Source organism: Stutzerimonas stutzeri (assembly GCF_024448715.1).
Taxonomy (GTDB): domain Bacteria; phylum Pseudomonadota; class Gammaproteobacteria; order Pseudomonadales; family Pseudomonadaceae; genus Stutzerimonas; species Stutzerimonas stutzeri_AR.
On the sequence record NZ_JAMOHZ010000001.1, the window covers coordinates 733,003 to 751,032 of the forward strand.

The window sequence follows — 18,030 nt, forward strand, 5'->3', positions numbered from 1 at the left end:
GCCTGGTCGTGATGCGACGATGGGACTTCATTCCAGCGGAGCAACATCTTGATGGCGAAGGTACAGAGACACTGCAAGCTAACCGACCGACTCATCACCATCCAAGCCTCGGCGCCTATGCCTTATTGGGACGTCGACTCGGGTAGCGTCCACCATCTAATCGACCTGGCGTGCTTGCAAGAAGATACTTGCCAGCACCGGTTCGACTCTAAGTGCGTCGCTCAAACCTGGCGCAATGCCAAAGACACTGCAAAAAAATCAGGCTCCGACTAGCCCCAACTGTGCCAAATAGCGCGCAACGCTGTGCCAAACAGCTCGCGCGCTTACACTAGCTTGGGACCAATCTGGGACCAGTTGTCTAGCCGTTTGCGTACCCCTGAAACGCCGAAGGCCCCGGAATACGGGGCCTTCACATTGCGATATGGCGGAGGAGGTGAGATTCGAACTCACGGAAGAGTTTCCCCTTCGACGGTTTTCAAGACCGTTGCATTCAACCGCTCTGCCACTCCTCCGCAGAGAGCGGGCGCAATAGTACCGGAACGAAACACACTGTCAAACTCTGTTATTAGGTCGAAACAAAAGCTCTGCTATGATCCGAGGCAATTCACCTTAGGCTGAATTCATTTTTACAGGAGTATCGCCATGCTCAAGCAACAGTATGCATCTACGCACACGCAGGTTGAACAACAGGAAGTTGGCCGCGTTCTGCGCAATACCTACGGCCTGCTGGCCATCACCCTGGGCTTCAGTGCCCTGGTCGCCTATATGGCGATGCAAGCCAACGCGGCCTACCCGAACATCTTCGTGGTATTGATCGGTTTCTACGGCCTGTTCTTTCTGACCGTCAAGCTGCGCAACTCGGCCTGGGGCTTGCTTTCCACCTTCGCGCTGACCGGTTTCATGGGTTACACGCTCGGTCCGATTCTTAATATGTATCTGGGCACCGCCAACGGCGGTGAGCTGATCGCTTCCGCACTGTCGATGACCGCCCTGGTGTTCTTCGGCCTGTCGGCGTTCGTGCTGATCACCCGCAAGGACATGAGCTTCCTCAGCGGCTTCATCACTGCCGGTTTCTTCGTCCTGCTGGGCGCTATGGTCGCTAGCTTCTTCTTCCAGATCAGCGGTCTTCAACTAGCGATCAGTGCCGGCTTCGTGCTGTTCTCCTCGGTCTGCATCCTCTACCAGACCAGCGCCATCATTCATGGTGGCGAGCGCAACTACATCATGGCGACGATCGGTCTGTACGTTTCGCTGTACAACCTGTTCATTAGCCTGCTGCAGCTGATGGGCATCATGGGCGGCGACGACTGATAGCCGCCCGTTGAATCAGCCCGCTTCAGCGGGCTTTTTCGTTTTTGAAGCTGGCGTATCATGTCGACCAGTAATTCAACGGTGTCCCATGAAGTTCGCTATCGCTCTGTTTTCACCTCCCCATTCCCCTGCTTCGCGGCGTGCGTTGCGCTTCGCTGAGGCGGTGCTTGCGGGCGGGCACGAGATTGTCCGGCTGTTTCTCTACCAGGACGGCGTGCACAGCGCCTCAGTCAATACCGTTACCGCGCAGGACGAGCTTGATGTTGCTGAACAATGGAACCATTTCGTCAACCTCAACGGGCTCGATGGCGTGGTCTGCATCGCAGCCGGCTTGCGCCGCGGCGTGCTGGACGACTCGGAGGCTAAACGTCACGGGCGGCCCGCGGCCAACCTGGCGCCTGGCTGGGAGCTTTCGGGTCTAGGTCAGCTGCACGAAGCGGCTCAGCACGCTGATCGCCTTGTCTGCTTTGGAGGCCACTGATGGCCCGCTCGATGCTGATCATAAGCCGCCAATCGCCTTGGTCAGGCCCCTCGGCTCGTGAGGCCCTGGATATTGCTCTCGCTGGCGGTGCGTTCGAATTGCCGCTGGGGTTGCTGTTTCTAGATGACGGCGTGCTCCAGCTAGCCCCGACGCAGCACGCGTCAAAACTGCAACAGAAAGATCTGACAGCGAACCTGCAGGCGCTACCGATGTTTGGTGTCGATTCGTTATTCGCAGCCAGACGCAGTCTCAGCGAGCGCGGGCTGGACGAGGCCACCCTATCGTTGCCGGTTGAAGTGCTCGACGACGCCAGCCTCAGCGCCCTTATCAATCGCTATGACCATGTGATCACGCTCTGATGGCCACTTTGCACCTGCTTTCACACTCCCCTTTTTCAGACGGTCGCCTGTCTAGCTGCCTGCGCCTGCTTGCGACCGACGATGCGGTTTTGCTAAGCGGCGACGCCGTCTACGCCCTGCAGGGCGGCACAGCCCAACGTCACGCGCTGGAGCTGATGCCCGATAGCGTGGCGTTGTTAGCGCTGGAAGAAGACGTCACCGCACGCGGCCTCGGCAACCTGCCCGAGCGCCTGCAATTGGTCAGCTATCCGGGTTTCGTCGAGCTGTGCTGTCGCTACGCACGGACCAATTCCTGGTTATGAGCGCATTGATCGTGAATGGCATGAGCATTGCCATCGATCAGGAAGGTTTTCTGGTCGATCTGGACGAGTGGACCGAGCCCGTCGCCGAAGCGCTTGCCTCGGCGGAGGGGCTCAGTCTTGAGGCCGAGCACTGGGAAGTCCTGCGGCTGCTTCGCGAGTTCTATCAGGAGTTTCAGCTATCCCCGGCAACGCGGCCATTGATCAAGTACACAGCCCTGAAACTCGGCCCGGAAAAGGGCAACAGCATGCACCTGAACCGTTTATTCAAAGGCACCCCCGCCAAGCTTGCCGCAAAGCTGGCCGGCCTGCCGAAACCGAGCAACTGCATATGAGCCTAGTCACCCCTCCCGAACACCCGTTTGCCGTGTTCGTCCGCATTCTTGGCAAAGGCAAGCGCGGCGCCCGTGACCTCACCTGGGATGAGGCTCGCGAAGCCATGGGCATGTTGCTTGACGGCAAGGTCGAGGACACGCAGCTCGGTGCCTTCCTTATGCTGCTACGACACAAAGAAGAAAGCGCAGAGGAGCTTGCCGGCTTCACCGAGGCCGTCCGTGAGCGACTGCACGCACCGGCGATCGCCGTTGATATCGACTGGCCGACCTATGCCGGCAAGAAACGTCACTTGCCCTGGTATCTTCTTGCTGCGAAGTGCCTGGCGCAGAACGGGATTCGCATCCTGATGCACGGCGGCGGTGCGCATACGGCAGGACGGATGTACACCGAGCAGCAGCTGGATTTGCTCGGAATCGCCCACTGCGAAGATTGGACTGCAGCCGCCGCAGCCCTGAACAGCACCAACCTTGCGTTTATGCCGCTCGGCGCCTGGATGCCCGGCCTGCAGCGAATGATCGACCAACGCAACATCCTCGGCCTGCGCTCGCCAATTCATTCGCTGGCGCGCATTCTCAATCCGCAGGGTGCTCGCTGCGGCCTGCAGAGCATTTTCCATCCGGGTTATCAGGCCAATCACCGAGAAGCCAGCCGTCTGCTCGGCGATACGGCCATCGTCATCAAGGGTGAAGGCGGTGAGATCGAGGTCAACCCGGACGGTGTCGCGCACCTGTACGGAACCAGCGACGGCGAGGCCTGGGACGAGGACTGGCCAGCGCTCTCTCCACAGCGTCACGTCAAACCGGCGCAGCTTGATCCACAGCATCTATTGGCCGTCTGGCAAGGCGCCGAGGACGCCTATGGCGAATTGGCGGTCGTGGCAACCATGGCGCTGGCGTTACGGGGGCTTGGCCAGTCGCGCGAGCCTGCATTCATACAGGCGCGGCAGTACTGGGCGCAGCGCAACCCATCGAACTGAGTGATGGGTTTGACCCGGGATTGCGACCCGTCCGTCGAACCTTGCCTCATAAACTGCCCCTAACTTAAAAGCGTGAGGAGGCAAATATGGGGCTCTTGGTCGATGGACAGTGGCAAGACCGCTGGTACGAAAACAGCAGTGACGGCGAATTCCAGCGTGAGCAGGCACAACGACGCGACTGGGTTACCCCGAACGGCGCACCTGGCCCGGATGGCCAACAAGCCGTCAAGGCGGAAGCCGGTCGCTATCACCTCTATGTGTCGCTCGCCTGCCCTTGGGCGCACCGCACCCTTATCTATCGCAAACTCAAGCAGCTCGATTCGTTGATCGATGTTTCGGTCGTCAGCTGGCTAATGGCGGAAGACGGCTGGACCTTCGATCAGCACACCGGATCAAGCGGTGATGCGCTGGACGGCCTGCGGTATCTGCACCAGCGCTACACCTCCGATGACGAGAGCTACACCGGTCGCGTGACGGTTCCGGTGCTCTGGGATCGACAGGAGCAACGCATCGTCAATAACGAGTCGGCAGAACTGATCCGTATCTTCAACAGCGCATTCGACGGATTGACCGGCTCCAGGCTGGACCTGTACCCCGAGCCGCTGCGGGCCGAGATAGACAGCCTGAACGAGCGAATCTATCCAGCAGTGAACAACGGCGTCTACCGTGCCGGTTTCGCCAGTACACAAAAAGCTTACGAAAAGGCGTTTGACGAAGTGTTCAGTGAGCTCGACCAGCTGGAACGGCGACTCGCAGAGAAGCGCTACCTGACGGGTGAATACCTGACCGAAGCGGACTGGCGACTATTCACCACGATGATCCGCTTCGACGCAGTGTATTACGGTCACTTCAAGTGCAACCTACGGAGAATCGAAGACTATCCGAACCTGTCGAACTGGCTGCGTGAGCTGTATCAATGGCCAGGGATCGCCGAAACCGTCGACTTTACTCACGTCAAGAGCCATTACTACGCGAGCCATCGCCACATCAACACCAACGGCATCGTGCCCAAGGGGCCGCAGGTGGAGCTGAATCGCGCGCATGATCGCGAGCGGCTGCCTGCCAAAGGGATCTGGTCGCGCTGACACCTGTGAATGGCGGTTGATTGATAGCCGCTCTATTCGGCTTCGGGACTCCGACCCTCGAACCAGGCGAGCTTTTCGCGAAGCTGCACCACCTCGCCGACGATGATCAGGGTCGGCGCCTGAACCTGCTCGTTCGCAACCCGCTCGGCCAGATTGGCCAAGGTGCCGGTAAAGACTCTCTGGTTGCAGGTGGTGCCCTGCTGAATCAGCGCGGCGGGCGTATCGGCCTTGCGACCATGAGCGATCAACTGATTGCAAATAACCGGCAACCCAACCAACCCCATGTAGAACACCAGGGTCTGACTTGGCGCCACCAGTTCCGGCCAGGGCAGATCGCAACTTCCATCCTTCAAATGACCAGTGACGAAACGAACCGACTGGGCATGATCACGATGCGTCAGCGGGATACCGGCATAGGCAGCGCAACCGCTGGCTGCTGTGATTCCGGGAACGACCTGGAATGGAACGCCGTTGGCTGCAAGCTCTTCGATCTCCTCACCGCCACGACCGAAAATGAACGGGTCGCCACCTTTCAGGCGCAGCACCCGCTTGCCCTGCTTGGCCAGCGTCACCAGCAGTTGGTTAATCTGCTCCTGCGGTACCGCGTGATCGGCGCGCTGCTTGCCCACGTAAATCCGATCGGCATCGCGACGGCATAGTTCAAGGATCGCCGGCGCAACCAGACGGTCGTACAGCACCACGTCGGCCTGCTGCATCAGGCGCAAGGCGCGAAAAGTCAGTAGGTCTGGGTCGCCAGGTCCTGCACCGACCAGATAGACCTCGCCCAGGCTCTTCGGCAAGGCGCCGGAGAGTTTTTCTTCCAATAACCGCTCCGCCTCATGCATCTGCCCTGACAGCGCCCGTTCGGCAATATTGCCTTGGAACACCTCCTCCCAGAACACCCGCCGCTGCTGCACATTTGGCAACTGCGCTTTGACCTGCCTACGAAATCGCTTCGCCAAGCCGGCCAGTTGGCCATACACAGCGGGGATCCAGGTCTCGATACGAGCCCGCATCAACCGAGCCAAAACTGGCGCGTCACCTCCACTGGATACCGCAACGATCAGCGGCGAACGATCAACAATTGCAGGAAAGATAACGGTGCAGAGATCGGGGGAATCCACCACATTGACCGGCATGCCGAGCGATTTCGCATCTTGCGACACCCGCGCATTCAATTGCTCGTCATCGGTGGCGGCAATGGTCAGCACGCAGCCGGAGAGATCGCTGGAAACATAGCCTCGAATCGCCATCTCCCCGCCGCCTTGGGCAACCAGTTCGCTCAGCTGTGTCTCGATCTCTGGCGCAACCACCCGCAGCACCGCGCCGGCTTCGGATAACAAACGGGCTTTGCGCAGGGCAACTTCGCCACCGCCGACGACCAGTACCGTACGGCCCTTCAGATTGTGGAAAAGTGGCAGAAAATCCATGAGCGAGTCCTGATGACAATTTGAGTGGAGCCATCTCAGCCACTACGGCAGAGATGGCCCCTGTCGAGAATCAAATTCTGGACGGGTCGTTCAGCACCGTCGAGCATTCTTCGCTGATGCCAGCTCGACCCGCTCCGGCAGCACGTTACCGACGGAATCAACCGATGACTTCGACACCAGCCATGTAGGGCTTGAGCACGTCTGGCACACAGATGCTACCGTCCGCCTGCTGGTAGTTTTCCAGCACCGCTACCAGCGTACGGCCGACCGCCAGGCCTGAGCCGTTGAGCGTGTGCACCAATTCGGGCTTTCCAGTTTCTGGGTTGCGGTAACGCGCCTGCATGCGGCGCGCCTGGAAGTCGCCGCAATTGGAGCAGGACGAGATCTCGCGGTACTTGTCCTGGCTCGGCACCCAAACTTCCAGATCGTAGGTTTTGGTCGCCCCGAAGCCCATGTCTCCAGTGCACAGCGCCAGCACTCGATACGGCAACTCCAGTAGTTGCAGCACCTTCTCGGCATTCGCCGTGAGGCCTTCGAGCGCCTCGAACGACTGGCTAGGCTCGACGATCTGGACCATCTCGACCTTGTCGAATTGATGCTGGCGGATCATCCCGCGGGTATCGCGCCCCGAGGCACCCGCCTCGCTGCGGAAGCACGGCGTATGTGCAACGAACTTCAGCGGCAGCTGCTTGGCATCGAGAATCTCACCGGCCACGATGTTAGTGAGCGACACTTCGGCAGTCGGGATCAGGTACAGATCGGCCTCGTTCTCGCGGCTGATCTTGAATAAATCTTCCTCGAATTTCGGCAGCTGGCCGGTGCCCTGCAGTGCCGGCGCCTGCACTAGATAAGGCGTATAGGCCTCTTCGTAGCCATGTTCGCGGGTGTGCAGATCCAGCATGAACTGCGCAAGCGCGCGATGCAGGCGCGCAATCGGACCGCGCATCAGCGCAAAGCGCGCCCCGGACAGCTTCGCAGCCGTTTCAAAATCCAGCCAGCCGTGCTGTTCGCCCAGGGCGACGTGATCTTTGACTTGAAAATCGAAGGCCTTGGGCGCGCCCCAACGACGTACCTCAATGTTTTCGTCTTCATCCTTGCCCACCGGGACTGATTCGTGCGGCAGATTCGGCAGGCTCAGCATCAGCTGATCCAGTTCGCTCTGGATGCTCTCGAGCTCGATTTTCCCGGCTTCCAGCTCAGAGGCCATGCGATCGACATCGGCCAACATCGGTGCAATGTCTTCACCGCGCTGCTTGGCCTGGCCGATGGATTTCGAGCGAGCGTTGCGCTCGGCCTGGAGCTGCTCAGTACGGGTCTGGACCGTTTTGCGCTGGGCCTCCAGCGCCTCGATACGCGTCACGTCCAGCTGGTAGCCGCGGGTTGCGAGGCGATCAGCGACGTCTTGCAGCTGTGTGCGTACCAGTTTCGAATCAAGCATGGCGGGTCTCGTCTGTGAAAGCTTTGAGGAAAGTCGGAGAGGAATCGAAGTTTACTGCGATAGTGGTCAGGTTCATAACCTGCCGAGGCTCAACCCAGCCCAGGCGGCCAGCAGACCGCCGAGCATGCTGATGCCGATATAACCGAAGGCCGTTGCGAATTGTCCACTTTCCAGCAACCGTAATCCGTCCAGGGAGAAACTGGAGAAAGTAGTCAGAGCCCCGAGGAAGCCGATAATCAGCCCGGCGCGCAGTTCGGGTGAAATGTCCGGGCGCGCAAGGAACGTCGCGTATAGATAGCCGATCAACAGACAGCCGAACAGATTCACCGCCAAGGTCGCGAGGTAGAAATGCCTGGGCCAGTGCGCCGATACCCAGGTCGAGACGCTAAAGCGAATCATCGTACCGACCACACCACCAGCCGCTACGGCAAGCGCCATCCGTATCATGTCTTTCTCCGTTGCCGTGGGCTTTCCCGATCGAGGCGGGTCAGATGCTCGAGTTTGTCGCGAATCTTGCTTTCCAGTCCGCGCGGCACCGGATGGTAGTACTGACGCGGTGCCATCGCGTCAGGAAAATAGTCTTCACCGGCGGCATAAGCGTCGGGCTCGTCGTGGGCGTAACGGTATTCGTTGCCATAGCCCAATTCCTTCATCAGGCGGGTCGGTGCATTGCGCAGGTGTAGCGGCACCTCCTGCGAGCCGCTATCCCGAACATCGCGCATCGCGGCATTAAACGCGCTGTAAACCGCGTTGCTTTTCGGCGCGCAAGCGAGATAGACGATCGCCTGGGCAACGGCTAGCTCACCTTCCGGACTGCCCAGACGCTCCTGAACGTCCCAGGCGGATAAACACAGGCTCAGCGCGCGCGGATCGGCATTACCAACCTCTTCGCTGGCCATGCGCACCACACGCCGCGCGATATACAGTGGATCGCAGCCGCCGTCGATCATCCGTGTGAACCAATACAGCGATGCATCGGGGTTCGAACCGCGAACCGATTTGTGTAATGCCGAAATCTGGTCGTAGAAAGCCTCTCCGCCCTTGTCGAAACGCCGGCGGCTGTCGCCCAATAGATCCTGAAGTAGCTCGACACTGATTTCGCCACCCTCTTCGGCCAGGTCAGAGGCATTCTCGAGGAGGTTCAGCAAACGTCGGCCATCGCCATCGGCGGCCGCCACCAGAATCTGGAAGCTCTCTTCGGGCAGGCTCAGATGCAGGTCGCCGAGCCCTTTGGACTCGGTCAACGCACGGGCAACCAACTTGCGCAGCGCAGCCTCATCCAGGCTTTTGAGTACGTAAACCCGTGCCCGCGAGAGCAAAGCGTTGTTCAATTCGAAGGATGGATTTTCGGTGGTGGCACCGATGAAAATCAGCGTGCCGTCTTCGACATAAGGTAGAAACGCATCCTGCTGGGACTTATTGAAACGGTGTACCTCGTCCACGAACAGAATAGTGCGACGGCCGTACTGGGCCGCCTGCTGTTTCGCAATTTCCACCGCCTGGCGGATTTCCTTGACCCCAGCCAGCACCGCCGAGACGGTTTCGAAATGAGCATCGGAAACCTTCGCCAACAACCGCGCCAACGTCGTCTTGCCTACACCTGGCGGTCCCCAGAACACCATTGAGTGTAACGCGCCCTGCTCCAACGCCTCGCGCAGCGGCTTGCCACGTGCCAGCAAATGCTCTTGTCCGACATACTCGTCGAGGCTGGCAGCTCGCAGTCGAGCGGCTAGCGGTTGAGCAACAGGATCGCGGCTGAACAGGTCCATTGAGGACGGCTACCTCTCATGCAAACGGCCTGCGGAAAGCAGGCCGTGTCGGTTGACGAAACGTCACTCGAAGTCACTCGGAGATGACATCAGTCCCTTCGGGGATTTCGAAGGTGAACAGGTCCGGCTTTAGCGGTTCGTTGAGCCTGACATTCTGAAACAGGATATTGGTGCGCTGGCCAACACCATCGATCATCTGCATGTCATTGATCACACCGCCGCGGAACGACAGGCGAAGGCTGTCGAACAATGTGTCCTTCGCTTTCGGCTTGAGGGTGAAATCAACCACTTCTCCCGCCTCCTGATGTGACACTTCGAAATTCTCGCTGATGGCCGAAACGTCCCCAGAGAGCAACAACGCCGGCGTATGGGTCAAACGTCGGTCCAGGGTCTGGATGGTCACTTGCTCCAGGTCCGGGTCATACAGCCAGACCTTCTTGCCGTCAGAAACCAGCAGTTGCTCCATGGGTTCATCGGTGTGCCAGCGAAACTTTCCTGGGCGCTGCAAAGCCATCTCGCCGGAGGTTTCCTGCAGCTGGGTCCCGGTACCGTCGAGTGATAGCTGGGAAAAGCGGCCGGTCAGGGTTTCAGCTTTTTGCAGCAGCCCCGTAAGGCGCTCTGCAGAGGCTTGGTCGGCATGCGCAGGAACCAGCCAGAGCAGCAGAGCAGACGCGAATAGCAAGCGAATCAATTGCATGTAACCTCGATGCGACTCAATCGCGGATGGGAGGCGGCGCGAGCACTTCGCGCGAGCCGTTGGTATTCATGGATGTCACAACGCCGGCCATTTCCATGGATTCGATCATGCGGGCGGCGCGGTTGTAGCCGATCTTCAGCTTGCGCTGCACGGCGGAAATCGACGCACGACGGCTTTCGGTTACGAAGCGAACTGCCTCGTCGTACAGCGGATCGTCCTCGCTGTCTTCGCCGCTTCCGCCGTCACCACCACCATCAAAGCTGCTACCGGACTCTTCGGCGCCGACTAGAATCTCCTCAATGTAATCTGGGGCACCTCGCGCCTTCCAGGCCTCGACTACGCGGTGCACTTCGTCATCCGAGACGAAGGCGCCATGTACGCGGATCGGCAATCCAGTGCCCGGAGGCAAATAGAGCATGTCGCCATGGCCGAGCAGTTGCTCAGCGCCGCCCTGGTCGAGAATGGTGCGTGAGTCGATTTTGCTCGATACCTGGAACGCCATACGGGTCGGAATGTTGGCTTTGATCAAACCAGTAATCACGTCAACCGATGGTCGCTGGGTGGCCAGGATCAAATGGATCCCTGCCGCTCGAGCCTTTTGTGCGATGCGCGCGATCAGCTCTTCAACTTTTTTGCCGACGATCATCATCATGTCGGCGAATTCGTCCACCACCACGACAATGGTCGGCAGCTTCTTCAACAGCGGCGCCTCGTCCTCCATGCTTTCGCGACGATACAGCGGATCGGTAAGCGGCGTCCCGGCCTCCTCCGCTTCCTTGACCTTACGGTTGAAGCCAGCCAGGTTGCGCACACCCATGGCAGCCATCAGCTTATAGCGGCGCTCCATCTCGGCGACGCTCCAACGCAACGCGTTGGCTGCCTCTTTCATGTCGGTCACAACCGGACAGAGCAGATGCGGAATGCCTTCGTAGATCGACAGCTCGAGCATCTTTGGGTCGATCATGATCAGCCGCGCATCTTCTGGTGTGGACTTGAACAGGATGGACAGGATCATCGCGTTCACGCCAACCGATTTACCCGAGCCGGTGGTACCTGCGACCAGCAGGTGCGGCATCTTCGCGAGGTCGGCGATCACCGGTTTACCGCCGATATCATGACCAAGCGCGATGGTTACCGGCGACTTGGCATCGTCATAAGGCGCAGACGAAAGGACTTCCGAGAACCGCACGATCTGCCGGTCCTCATTGGGAATCTCGATGCCGACCGTCGTCTTGCCGGGGATGACTTCGACGACGCGCACACTGATCACCGCCAGCGAGCGCGCCAAGTCCTTGGCAAGGTTTGAGATGCGACTGACCTTGACGCCAGCCGCCGGCTGGATTTCGAAGCGAGTAATCACCGGGCCGGGATGTACGGACTCGACGATGACTTCGACGCCAAACTCCTTCAGCTTGATTTCGAGCAACCGCGACATGGCTTCCAGCGATTCGGGCGAATATTGCTTCTGCTGCTTTTCGGCGACGTCTAGCAACGAAAGTGGTGGCACACTGCCTTCGATTAGCGGATCGACGAACAGGTTGGCCTGCTTTTCCTTCAGCGCTCGCTTACTCTGTTCAACCGGCTTTGGCGGTGCCGCTGGCTCAATCATCGGTGCCGGGCGCTTGTCGCGCTCGCTCATATGCTTGCTCAGGGATTCTTCGCGCTCGAGCAAGCGCTCCCTCACCTTTGCACGCTCACGTCGATCAGAGAGCGAACCTGCCACATCATTGACTACGTCGTCGGCTTCGCGGAGTTGCGCGACTATCTGCTTGCGTTCGTTACGGGCCGACCACCAACGACTGAAGAAGCTCTGGATCAGCTCGATCAGGTCGAGCGTAATCTTGCCGGTCAGGTCCATCACCTTGAACCAGGAAAGGTCAGTGAATACCGTCAGGCCGAACAGAAAGAACGCGAGCAGCAGCAATGTACTGCCCTGCACGTTGAGTGCAGCTTCGGCGAGCTGACCAAGACTCTCACCCAGCGCACCGCCAGCCGAAGCAGGCAGATTGTTGGCGAACTGGAAATGTATATAGGCCAGCGCGGAGCCGGAGAGAATTAGAAATACGAGCCCGATCAATCGCCAGGAAAATAGCCAGCCGTTCCATGTCCAGGGCTGATGACGGGCACGAAACACCTGCCAGGTCTTGATACCCAGTAGCAACGGAAACAGAAACGCAAAATACCCGAGCACCATGAACAGGACATCGGCGAACCAGGCCCCAGCACGACCGGCGGCGTTCTGTACCTGCTGAACGTTGCTGGTATGGGTCCAGCCGGGATCGGTCGGATCGTAGGTTAGCAATGCCATCCAGAGATACGCGCACAATGCACCGAGTGCGATCAAGGCACCCTCTTTGAGACGGTACTGCAATTGCTGCCGCCAGACGGACGCTGGCGCGGTAGAGGAGGTATTCTTCAAAACGCTTTATTTCCTGCGCCAGCGGCGCGCTCTATGAACCGTAGTCAGCTTGAATCTGGGCATTGTACGGGTTTGTCGATTCGATGGCATGCCGGTTCCGTGCCGGCTTGGGCTTTTCTCAATGCTTCGGTGTAGCATAAACGCCAGTTTTTTCAGCGTGGCTCGACTGGAGCACGCTTCTCTATTGGCAACAAAGGCTTATGAGGGCTTTTTATGAATGAAGTCAAGCATTCACGTCTGATCATCCTCGGCTCGGGCCCTGCCGGTTATACCGCCGCGGTATATGCCGCCCGCGCCAACTTGAAACCCGTCATGATCACCGGCATCCAGCCAGGTGGACAGCTCACCACCACGACCGAGGTGGATAACTGGCCGGGAGACGTCGAAGGCCTCACCGGCCCGGCGTTGATGGAACGGATGCAAAAGCACGCGGAACGCTTTGATACCGAAGTGGTGTTCGATCACATCCACACTGCCGAACTGCAGCAGCGCCCCTTCATCCTCAAGGGCGATAGCGCCACCTACAGCTGCGATGCCCTGATCATCGCGACAGGCGCCTCGGCACAATATCTTGGCTTGCCGTCGGAAGAGGCGTTCGCAGGACGCGGCGTTTCGGCTTGCGCCACCTGCGATGGTTTCTTCTATCGCAACCAGGTGGTCGCCGTGATTGGTGGTGGCAACACAGCGGTGGAGGAAGCGCTCTACCTGTCGAATATCGCCAAAGAGGTGCACCTGATTCATCGTCGCGACAAGCTGCGCTCGGAGAAGATCCTGCAGGACAAGATCATGGAGAAAGCCGCTAACGGAAATATCCGCCTGCACTGGAACCACACGCTGGAGGAAGTGCTGGGCGACGCCAGCGGCGTTACTGGCGTGCGCCTGAAAAGTGCGCTGTCGGGTGCGGAGCAGAAGCTTGAACTGTCGGGCGTGTTCATCGCCATCGGTCACAAGCCCAACACCGACCTTTTCCAGGACCAGCTTGAGATGAAGGACGGCTACCTCAAAATCAAGGGCGGCAGCGAGGGTGACGCGACCTGCACAACCATTCCAGGCGTATTCGCGGCGGGCGATGTGGCTGACCACGTGTATCGCCAGGCGATTACCTCTGCCGGTGCAGGCTGTATGGCCGCGCTCGATGCCGAGAAGTATCTGGACCAGTGATCCCTTTTGGCGGATGCCCTTCGCATCCGCCTCATCCTGACCTATTTCACTATGCTGACCTGGCTGCAGCGCGACGACCTGTCATTCCCCCCGCTCGAAAAGGCCATGCGCGAGCCCAACGGGTTGCTCGCGGCTGGAGGCGATCTCTCGCCCGAGCGCTTGATCGCCGCCTACCGACATGGCTGCTTCCCCTGGTATCAAGATGGACAACCGTTGCTCTGGTGGTCACCTGACCCTCGCACGGTTCTTTATCCCGACGAACTGCATGTCTCGCGCAGCCTGGGTAAGAAGCTGCGCCAGGGAACATTCAACGTTACTTTCGATCGCGCCTTTCGAGATGTTGTTCAGGCCTGCGCCGGACCACGCAGCTATACCGATGGCACCTGGATCACCACACCGATGCAGGACGCTTACACAAAGCTGCATCAGCTCGGCGTCGCACACTCAATCGAAGTCTGGCAAGACCAACGGTTAGTCGGCGGCCTCTACGGCCTTGCCATCGGTCAACTATTCTTCGGCGAATCAATGTTCAGTCGCACGACCGATGCGTCCAAGGTGGGATTCGTGACATTGGTGGAACATCTCCGAGACTGGGGCTTCAAATTGATTGACTGCCAGATGCCGACGCAACATCTAGCCAGTTTCGGCGCCAGGGGAATTTCCCGCAAAACCTTCGCCGAGACGCTCGCCAGGCACTTGGACGAACCCAACTCAGCCCGATGGGAGTCCTAGTCGACGAAGCCAAGCTGACCTACACTGACTTCATGATTTTCGAGAGCTGACCATGACTTCACTGGCTCGTCTCAAGTTCTACGCTACCCAACCGCACGCGTGCAGCTACCTGCCCGACGAACAGGCCACCACGCTCTTCCTCGACCCCAGCCAGCCGATGGATGTACAGGTGTATGCCGAGCTATCGGAAATGGGGTTCCGTCGCAGCGGCGATCACCTTTATCGCCCCCACTGTCAGCGCTGTACGGCCTGTATTCCCGCGCGAATTCCGGCAGACGGGTTAGAGCTCAATCGCCAGCAGAAACGCATCCTCAAACGTAACGCGGACTTGGTCGTCACGAGTGTCCGCCCCTCGTTCACCGAAGAGTATTACTCGCTCTACGCAACCTATATAGAGCAGCGCCACGCTGACGGTGACATGTATCCGCCGAGCCGTGATCAGTTCCATACATTCCTGGTCCGCGACCTGCCATTCTCCCGTTTCTATGAGTTCCGCCTCGATGGTCGTCTGCTCGCGCTGGCGGTGACCGACGTGCTGCCCAACGGGTTGTCCGCTGTGTATACCTTCTACGATCCTGGCGAGGAGCGCCGCAGCCTTGGCCGCTTCGCAATCTTGTGGCAAGTCAGCGAGGCAGCGCGGTTAGGGCTGAAGGCAATCTATTTGGGCTATTGGATCAAGAATTGCCGCAAGATGAACTACAAGACTGAATATCGACCAATTGAACTGCTAGTCAACCAACGCTGGATTACTCTGAGCTGAACCCTTGGCTCTCGGGGCCCTTTCAGGCACAATACTTGCCGCTTTTACCCGGACATTCTTGTGCGGGGCAATCATTGAACACCGAGGGCTTTACTGAATGTCGAAAGAAGACAGCTTCGAAATGGAAGGTACTGTCGTCGACACCCTGCCCAACACCATGTTTCGTGTGGAGTTGGAAAATGGGCACGTCGTTACTGCGCATATTTCCGGAAAGATGCGCAAGAACTACATCCGGATTCTCACCGGTGACAAGGTTCGTGTAGAACTGACCCCTTACGATTTAAGCAAAGGTCGCATCACCTACCGCGCCCGCTAACGGGACGCGAGAAAGAATGCCCGGTAAATAACCGGGCTTTTTTGTTTGTGCTGCATTCACGACCCAACTAGAAACACGCCTGTAATCCAGGTTAGTTAGACAGCGGTTTTTGACACACAAACCGGACAGAAAAACGCCCAGCAATGCCAGGCGTGTTCGTTCCCACCCTCACTAGGTCAAGCTAGCTCCGCCGTGGTTTCGAAATCGAAGAACGGCTCTCCGTCACGAATATCAATGTGAACCACACCACCATGCTCGGCCAATTCGCCGAATAGGATCTCTTCCGCTAGCGGTCGCTTGATCTTGTCCTGAATCAGACGAGCCATTGGCCGTGCGCCCATCTGCGCATCGTAGCCGCGTTCAGCCAGCCAGCCGCGCGCCGCGTCCGATACCTCGAGCGTAACGTGCTTGTCCTCAAGCTGCGCCTGCAGTTCGATGAGGAACTTGTCGACGATGCTTTTGATGACTTCGTGGCTGAGGCGACCGAACTGGATGATGGTATCCAGACGATTACGAAACTCCGGCGTGAAGCTCTTTTTGATCACCTCCATCGCATCGGATGCATGATCCTGATGGGTGAAACCAATCGAAGCGCGCGCCGCAGTCTCCGCACCGGCGTTGGTCGTCATGATCAAAATGACATTGCGAAAATCCGCTTTGCGCCCATTGTTATCCGTCAGAGTGCCATGATCCATCACCTGCAGCAGCAAATTGAACACTTCTGGATGCGCTTTCTCGATCTCATCCAGGAGCAGTACACAATGTGGCTGCTTGGTTATTGCCTCGGTCAACAATCCACCCTGATCGAAGCCGACATAACCGGGAGGCGCACCGATCAGCCGCGACACGGTATGACGCTCCATATATTCGGACATATCGAAGCGCACCAGCTCGATACCAAGAGCCCGTGCCAGCTGACGCGCAGCTTCTGTCTTGCCGACCCCGGTGGGGCCTGCAAAAAGAAACGAACCTACCGGTTTGTCCGGCGCCTTCAGCCCTGCACGGGACAGCTTGATGGCTGTCGCAAGCGAATCAATTGCATCGTCCTGACCGAAGACGGTCAGCTTGAGGTCACGCTCGAGGTTGCGCAGCAGTTCTTTATCGGAAGTACTGACATGCTTGGGTGGAATACGCGCGATTTTGGCGACTATGTCTTCAACCTGCTCGACATCAATGCGCGCGAGGCGCTTTTCTTCTGGCTGTAGACGCTGATAAGCGCCCGCCTCGTCGATGACATCAATCGCCTTGTCTGGCATGTGGCGGTCGTTTATATAGCGCGCCGCCAACTCCGCAGCTGCACGGAGTGACTCGTCGCTGTATTCGATGTTGTGATGCTGCTCGAAACGGCCCTTCAGCCCCCGCAGAATCCCGATAGTGTCCTCGACGGATGGCTCGGAAACGTCGACCTTTTGGAAGCGCCGGGCCAACGCTCGATCCTTCTCGAAGATTCCACGAAACTCCTGAAATGTAGTCGAGCCGATGCAGCGGATTTCACCGGAAGAGAGCAGCGGCTTGAGCAGGTTGGAAGCATCCATCACGCCGCCCGACGCCGCTCCCGCTCCGATGATGGTATGGATCTCATCAATGAACAGGACTGCTTGAGGGCGCTTGCGAAGCTCATTCAACAGCGCCTTGAAGCGCTTCTCAAAGTCGCCTCGATATTTGGTGCCGGCAAGCAAGGCACCGAGATCCAGCGAATAAACCACGCTATTGGCGAGTAGCTCAGGCACCTGATTGTCTACGATGCGCTTGGCCAACCCTTCGGCAATCGCGGTTTTGCCGACCCCCGCCTCACCGACGAGCAATGGATTGTTTTTACGACGACGGGCCAGAATTTGAGCGACGCGTTCGACCTCGTGCTCGCGCCCCACCAGCGGATCGATACGACCCTGACGGGCCAGATCATTAAGATTGCTCGCGTAGGCGTCGAGCGGGTTGCCTGCTGCGGAGGAGTCACCACCTTCGTCGTCCTGCATTTCCGAATCACTTTCAGCGTTGCCGCTGTTGCCCGGCACTTTGGAAATTCCATGGGCGATATAATTGACGACATCAATACGCGCAACGTTCTGCTGCTTCAGCAGGAACACCGCCTGGCTTTCCTGCTCGCTGAAAATCGCAACCAGGACGTTCGCGCCAGTGACTTCGCGTTTTCCGGAGCTCTGAACGTGGAAAACGGCACGCTGAAGCACCCTCTGGAAGCCCAGGGTTGGCTGAGTCTCGCGCTCTTCATCGTGCTGAGGAATCAACGGCGTGGTGGAGTCAATGAACTCCTGTAGATCGTGTCGCAATTTATCGAGGCTGGCTCCGCAGGCGCGCAAAACCGTTGCGGCTGCTTCATTATCCAGCAAGGCTAACAAGAGATGCTCGACCGTCATGAATTCATGACGCTTGGTACGAGCTTCCTTGAAAGCCAGATTCAGAGTGACTTCGAGCTCACGGTTCAACATAGCTTTCACCTCTT

General features: G+C 58.4%; 18 protein-coding genes and 1 tRNA gene. 11 read left to right on the forward strand and 8 right to left on the reverse strand.

Features of this window, described 5'->3' with window-relative positions; translation table 11 throughout:
* Positions 1 to 422 precede the first annotated feature (422 nt).
* A tRNA-Ser gene (locus NAV33_RS03320) sits at positions 423 to 512 on the reverse strand.
* 130 nt (positions 513 to 642) lie between these two features.
* Between NAV33_RS03320 and NAV33_RS03325 the strand changes: the two genes are divergently transcribed.
* The 7 genes from NAV33_RS03325 (at position 643) to NAV33_RS03355 (ending at position 4,847) form a co-directional block, all read left to right on the forward strand.
* Positions 643 to 1,311 carry a Bax inhibitor-1/YccA family protein gene (locus NAV33_RS03325; protein WP_255976895.1) on the forward strand — a complete coding sequence of 223 codons (669 nt, stop codon included), beginning with the start codon at positions 643 to 645 and terminating at the stop codon, positions 1,309 to 1,311.
* Between the two features lie 88 nt (positions 1,312 to 1,399).
* Positions 1,400 to 1,792 carry a sulfurtransferase complex subunit TusD gene (tusD, locus tag NAV33_RS03330; protein ID WP_255976897.1) on the forward strand — a complete coding sequence of 131 codons (393 nt, stop codon included), beginning with the start codon at positions 1,400 to 1,402 and terminating at the stop codon, positions 1,790 to 1,792.
* Positions 1,792 to 2,151: a sulfurtransferase complex subunit TusC gene (gene tusC, locus NAV33_RS03335; RefSeq protein WP_255976900.1), complete on the forward strand. Its 360-nt coding sequence runs from the start codon at positions 1,792 to 1,794 to the stop codon at positions 2,149 to 2,151. Before tusD ends, tusC begins: the two co-directional genes overlap by 1 nt.
* A complete protein-coding gene (tusB, locus tag NAV33_RS03340; protein WP_255976903.1) occupies positions 2,151 to 2,453 on the forward strand; it encodes a sulfurtransferase complex subunit TusB in 303 nt (100 codons plus the stop codon). The genes tusC and tusB overlap by 1 nt, the downstream gene beginning before the upstream one ends.
* Positions 2,450 to 2,785, forward strand: coding sequence for a TusE/DsrC/DsvC family sulfur relay protein (locus NAV33_RS03345; protein WP_255976905.1), 336 nt, complete (start codon positions 2,450 to 2,452; stop codon positions 2,783 to 2,785). Before tusB ends, NAV33_RS03345 begins: the two co-directional genes overlap by 4 nt.
* Positions 2,782 to 3,762 carry a glycosyl transferase family protein gene (locus tag NAV33_RS03350; protein ID WP_255976907.1) on the forward strand — a complete coding sequence of 327 codons (981 nt, stop codon included), beginning with the start codon at positions 2,782 to 2,784 and terminating at the stop codon, positions 3,760 to 3,762. Before NAV33_RS03345 ends, NAV33_RS03350 begins: the two co-directional genes overlap by 4 nt.
* Positions 3,763 to 3,848: 86 nt before the next feature.
* Entirely contained in the window at positions 3,849 to 4,847 is a 999-nt protein-coding gene (locus NAV33_RS03355; RefSeq protein ID WP_255976909.1) for a glutathione S-transferase family protein, read from the forward strand.
* 32 nt (positions 4,848 to 4,879) lie between these two features.
* On the opposite strand, the gene cysG is transcribed toward NAV33_RS03355, so the two are convergent.
* The 6 genes from cysG to ftsK all read right to left on the reverse strand — a co-directional run bounded on the left by cysG (position 4,880) and on the right by ftsK (position 12,600).
* Complete coding sequence (cysG, locus tag NAV33_RS03360; RefSeq protein ID WP_255976910.1) at positions 4,880 to 6,277, reverse strand: siroheme synthase CysG; 1,398 nt, start codon at positions 6,275 to 6,277, stop codon at positions 4,880 to 4,882.
* 157 nt (positions 6,278 to 6,434) lie between these two features.
* Entirely contained in the window at positions 6,435 to 7,715 is a 1,281-nt protein-coding gene (gene serS / locus NAV33_RS03365) for a serine--tRNA ligase (protein WP_255976912.1), read from the reverse strand.
* Positions 7,716 to 7,787: 72 nt separating this feature from the next.
* The gene (gene crcB, locus NAV33_RS03370; protein ID WP_255976916.1) at positions 7,788 to 8,162 is read right to left on the reverse strand and encodes a fluoride efflux transporter CrcB; all 375 of its coding nucleotides are present in this window, start codon (positions 8,160 to 8,162) and stop codon (positions 7,788 to 7,790) included.
* On the reverse strand, positions 8,159 to 9,484 hold the full coding sequence (locus tag NAV33_RS03375) for a replication-associated recombination protein A (RefSeq protein WP_255976918.1): 1,326 nt from the start codon (positions 9,482 to 9,484) through the stop codon (positions 8,159 to 8,161). The genes crcB and NAV33_RS03375 overlap by 4 nt, the downstream gene beginning before the upstream one ends.
* A 73-nt stretch (positions 9,485 to 9,557) precedes the next feature.
* On the reverse strand, positions 9,558 to 10,181 hold the full coding sequence (lolA, locus tag NAV33_RS03380; RefSeq protein WP_255976920.1) for an outer membrane lipoprotein chaperone LolA: 624 nt from the start codon (positions 10,179 to 10,181) through the stop codon (positions 9,558 to 9,560).
* A 16-nt stretch (positions 10,182 to 10,197) separates the two neighbouring features.
* On the reverse strand, positions 10,198 to 12,600 hold the full coding sequence (gene ftsK / locus NAV33_RS03385) for a DNA translocase FtsK (protein ID WP_255976922.1): 2,403 nt from the start codon (positions 12,598 to 12,600) through the stop codon (positions 10,198 to 10,200).
* Between the two features lie 213 nt (positions 12,601 to 12,813).
* Between ftsK and trxB the strand changes: the two genes are divergently transcribed.
* From trxB to infA, 4 genes are all read left to right on the forward strand, one after another.
* Positions 12,814 to 13,761 carry a thioredoxin-disulfide reductase gene (gene trxB, locus NAV33_RS03390; RefSeq protein ID WP_255976925.1) on the forward strand — a complete coding sequence of 316 codons (948 nt, stop codon included), beginning with the start codon at positions 12,814 to 12,816 and terminating at the stop codon, positions 13,759 to 13,761.
* A gap of 51 nt (positions 13,762 to 13,812) precedes the next feature.
* Entirely contained in the window at positions 13,813 to 14,493 is a 681-nt protein-coding gene (gene aat, locus NAV33_RS03395; protein ID WP_255977011.1) for a leucyl/phenylalanyl-tRNA--protein transferase, read from the forward strand.
* Positions 14,494 to 14,545: 52 nt separating this feature from the next.
* Positions 14,546 to 15,253, forward strand: a complete 708-nt coding sequence (locus NAV33_RS03400) for an arginyltransferase (protein WP_255976926.1) — start codon at positions 14,546 to 14,548, stop codon at positions 15,251 to 15,253.
* Between the two features lie 97 nt (positions 15,254 to 15,350).
* On the forward strand, positions 15,351 to 15,569 hold the full coding sequence (gene infA, locus NAV33_RS03405; RefSeq protein WP_002553999.1) for a translation initiation factor IF-1: 219 nt from the start codon (positions 15,351 to 15,353) through the stop codon (positions 15,567 to 15,569).
* A gap of 176 nt (positions 15,570 to 15,745) precedes the next feature.
* Here the strand turns inward: infA and clpA are convergent, their stop codons facing one another.
* Positions 15,746 to 18,016, reverse strand: a complete 2,271-nt coding sequence (clpA, locus tag NAV33_RS03410) for an ATP-dependent Clp protease ATP-binding subunit ClpA (RefSeq protein ID WP_255976928.1) — start codon at positions 18,014 to 18,016, stop codon at positions 15,746 to 15,748.
* Positions 18,017 to 18,030: the final 14 nt, after the last annotated feature.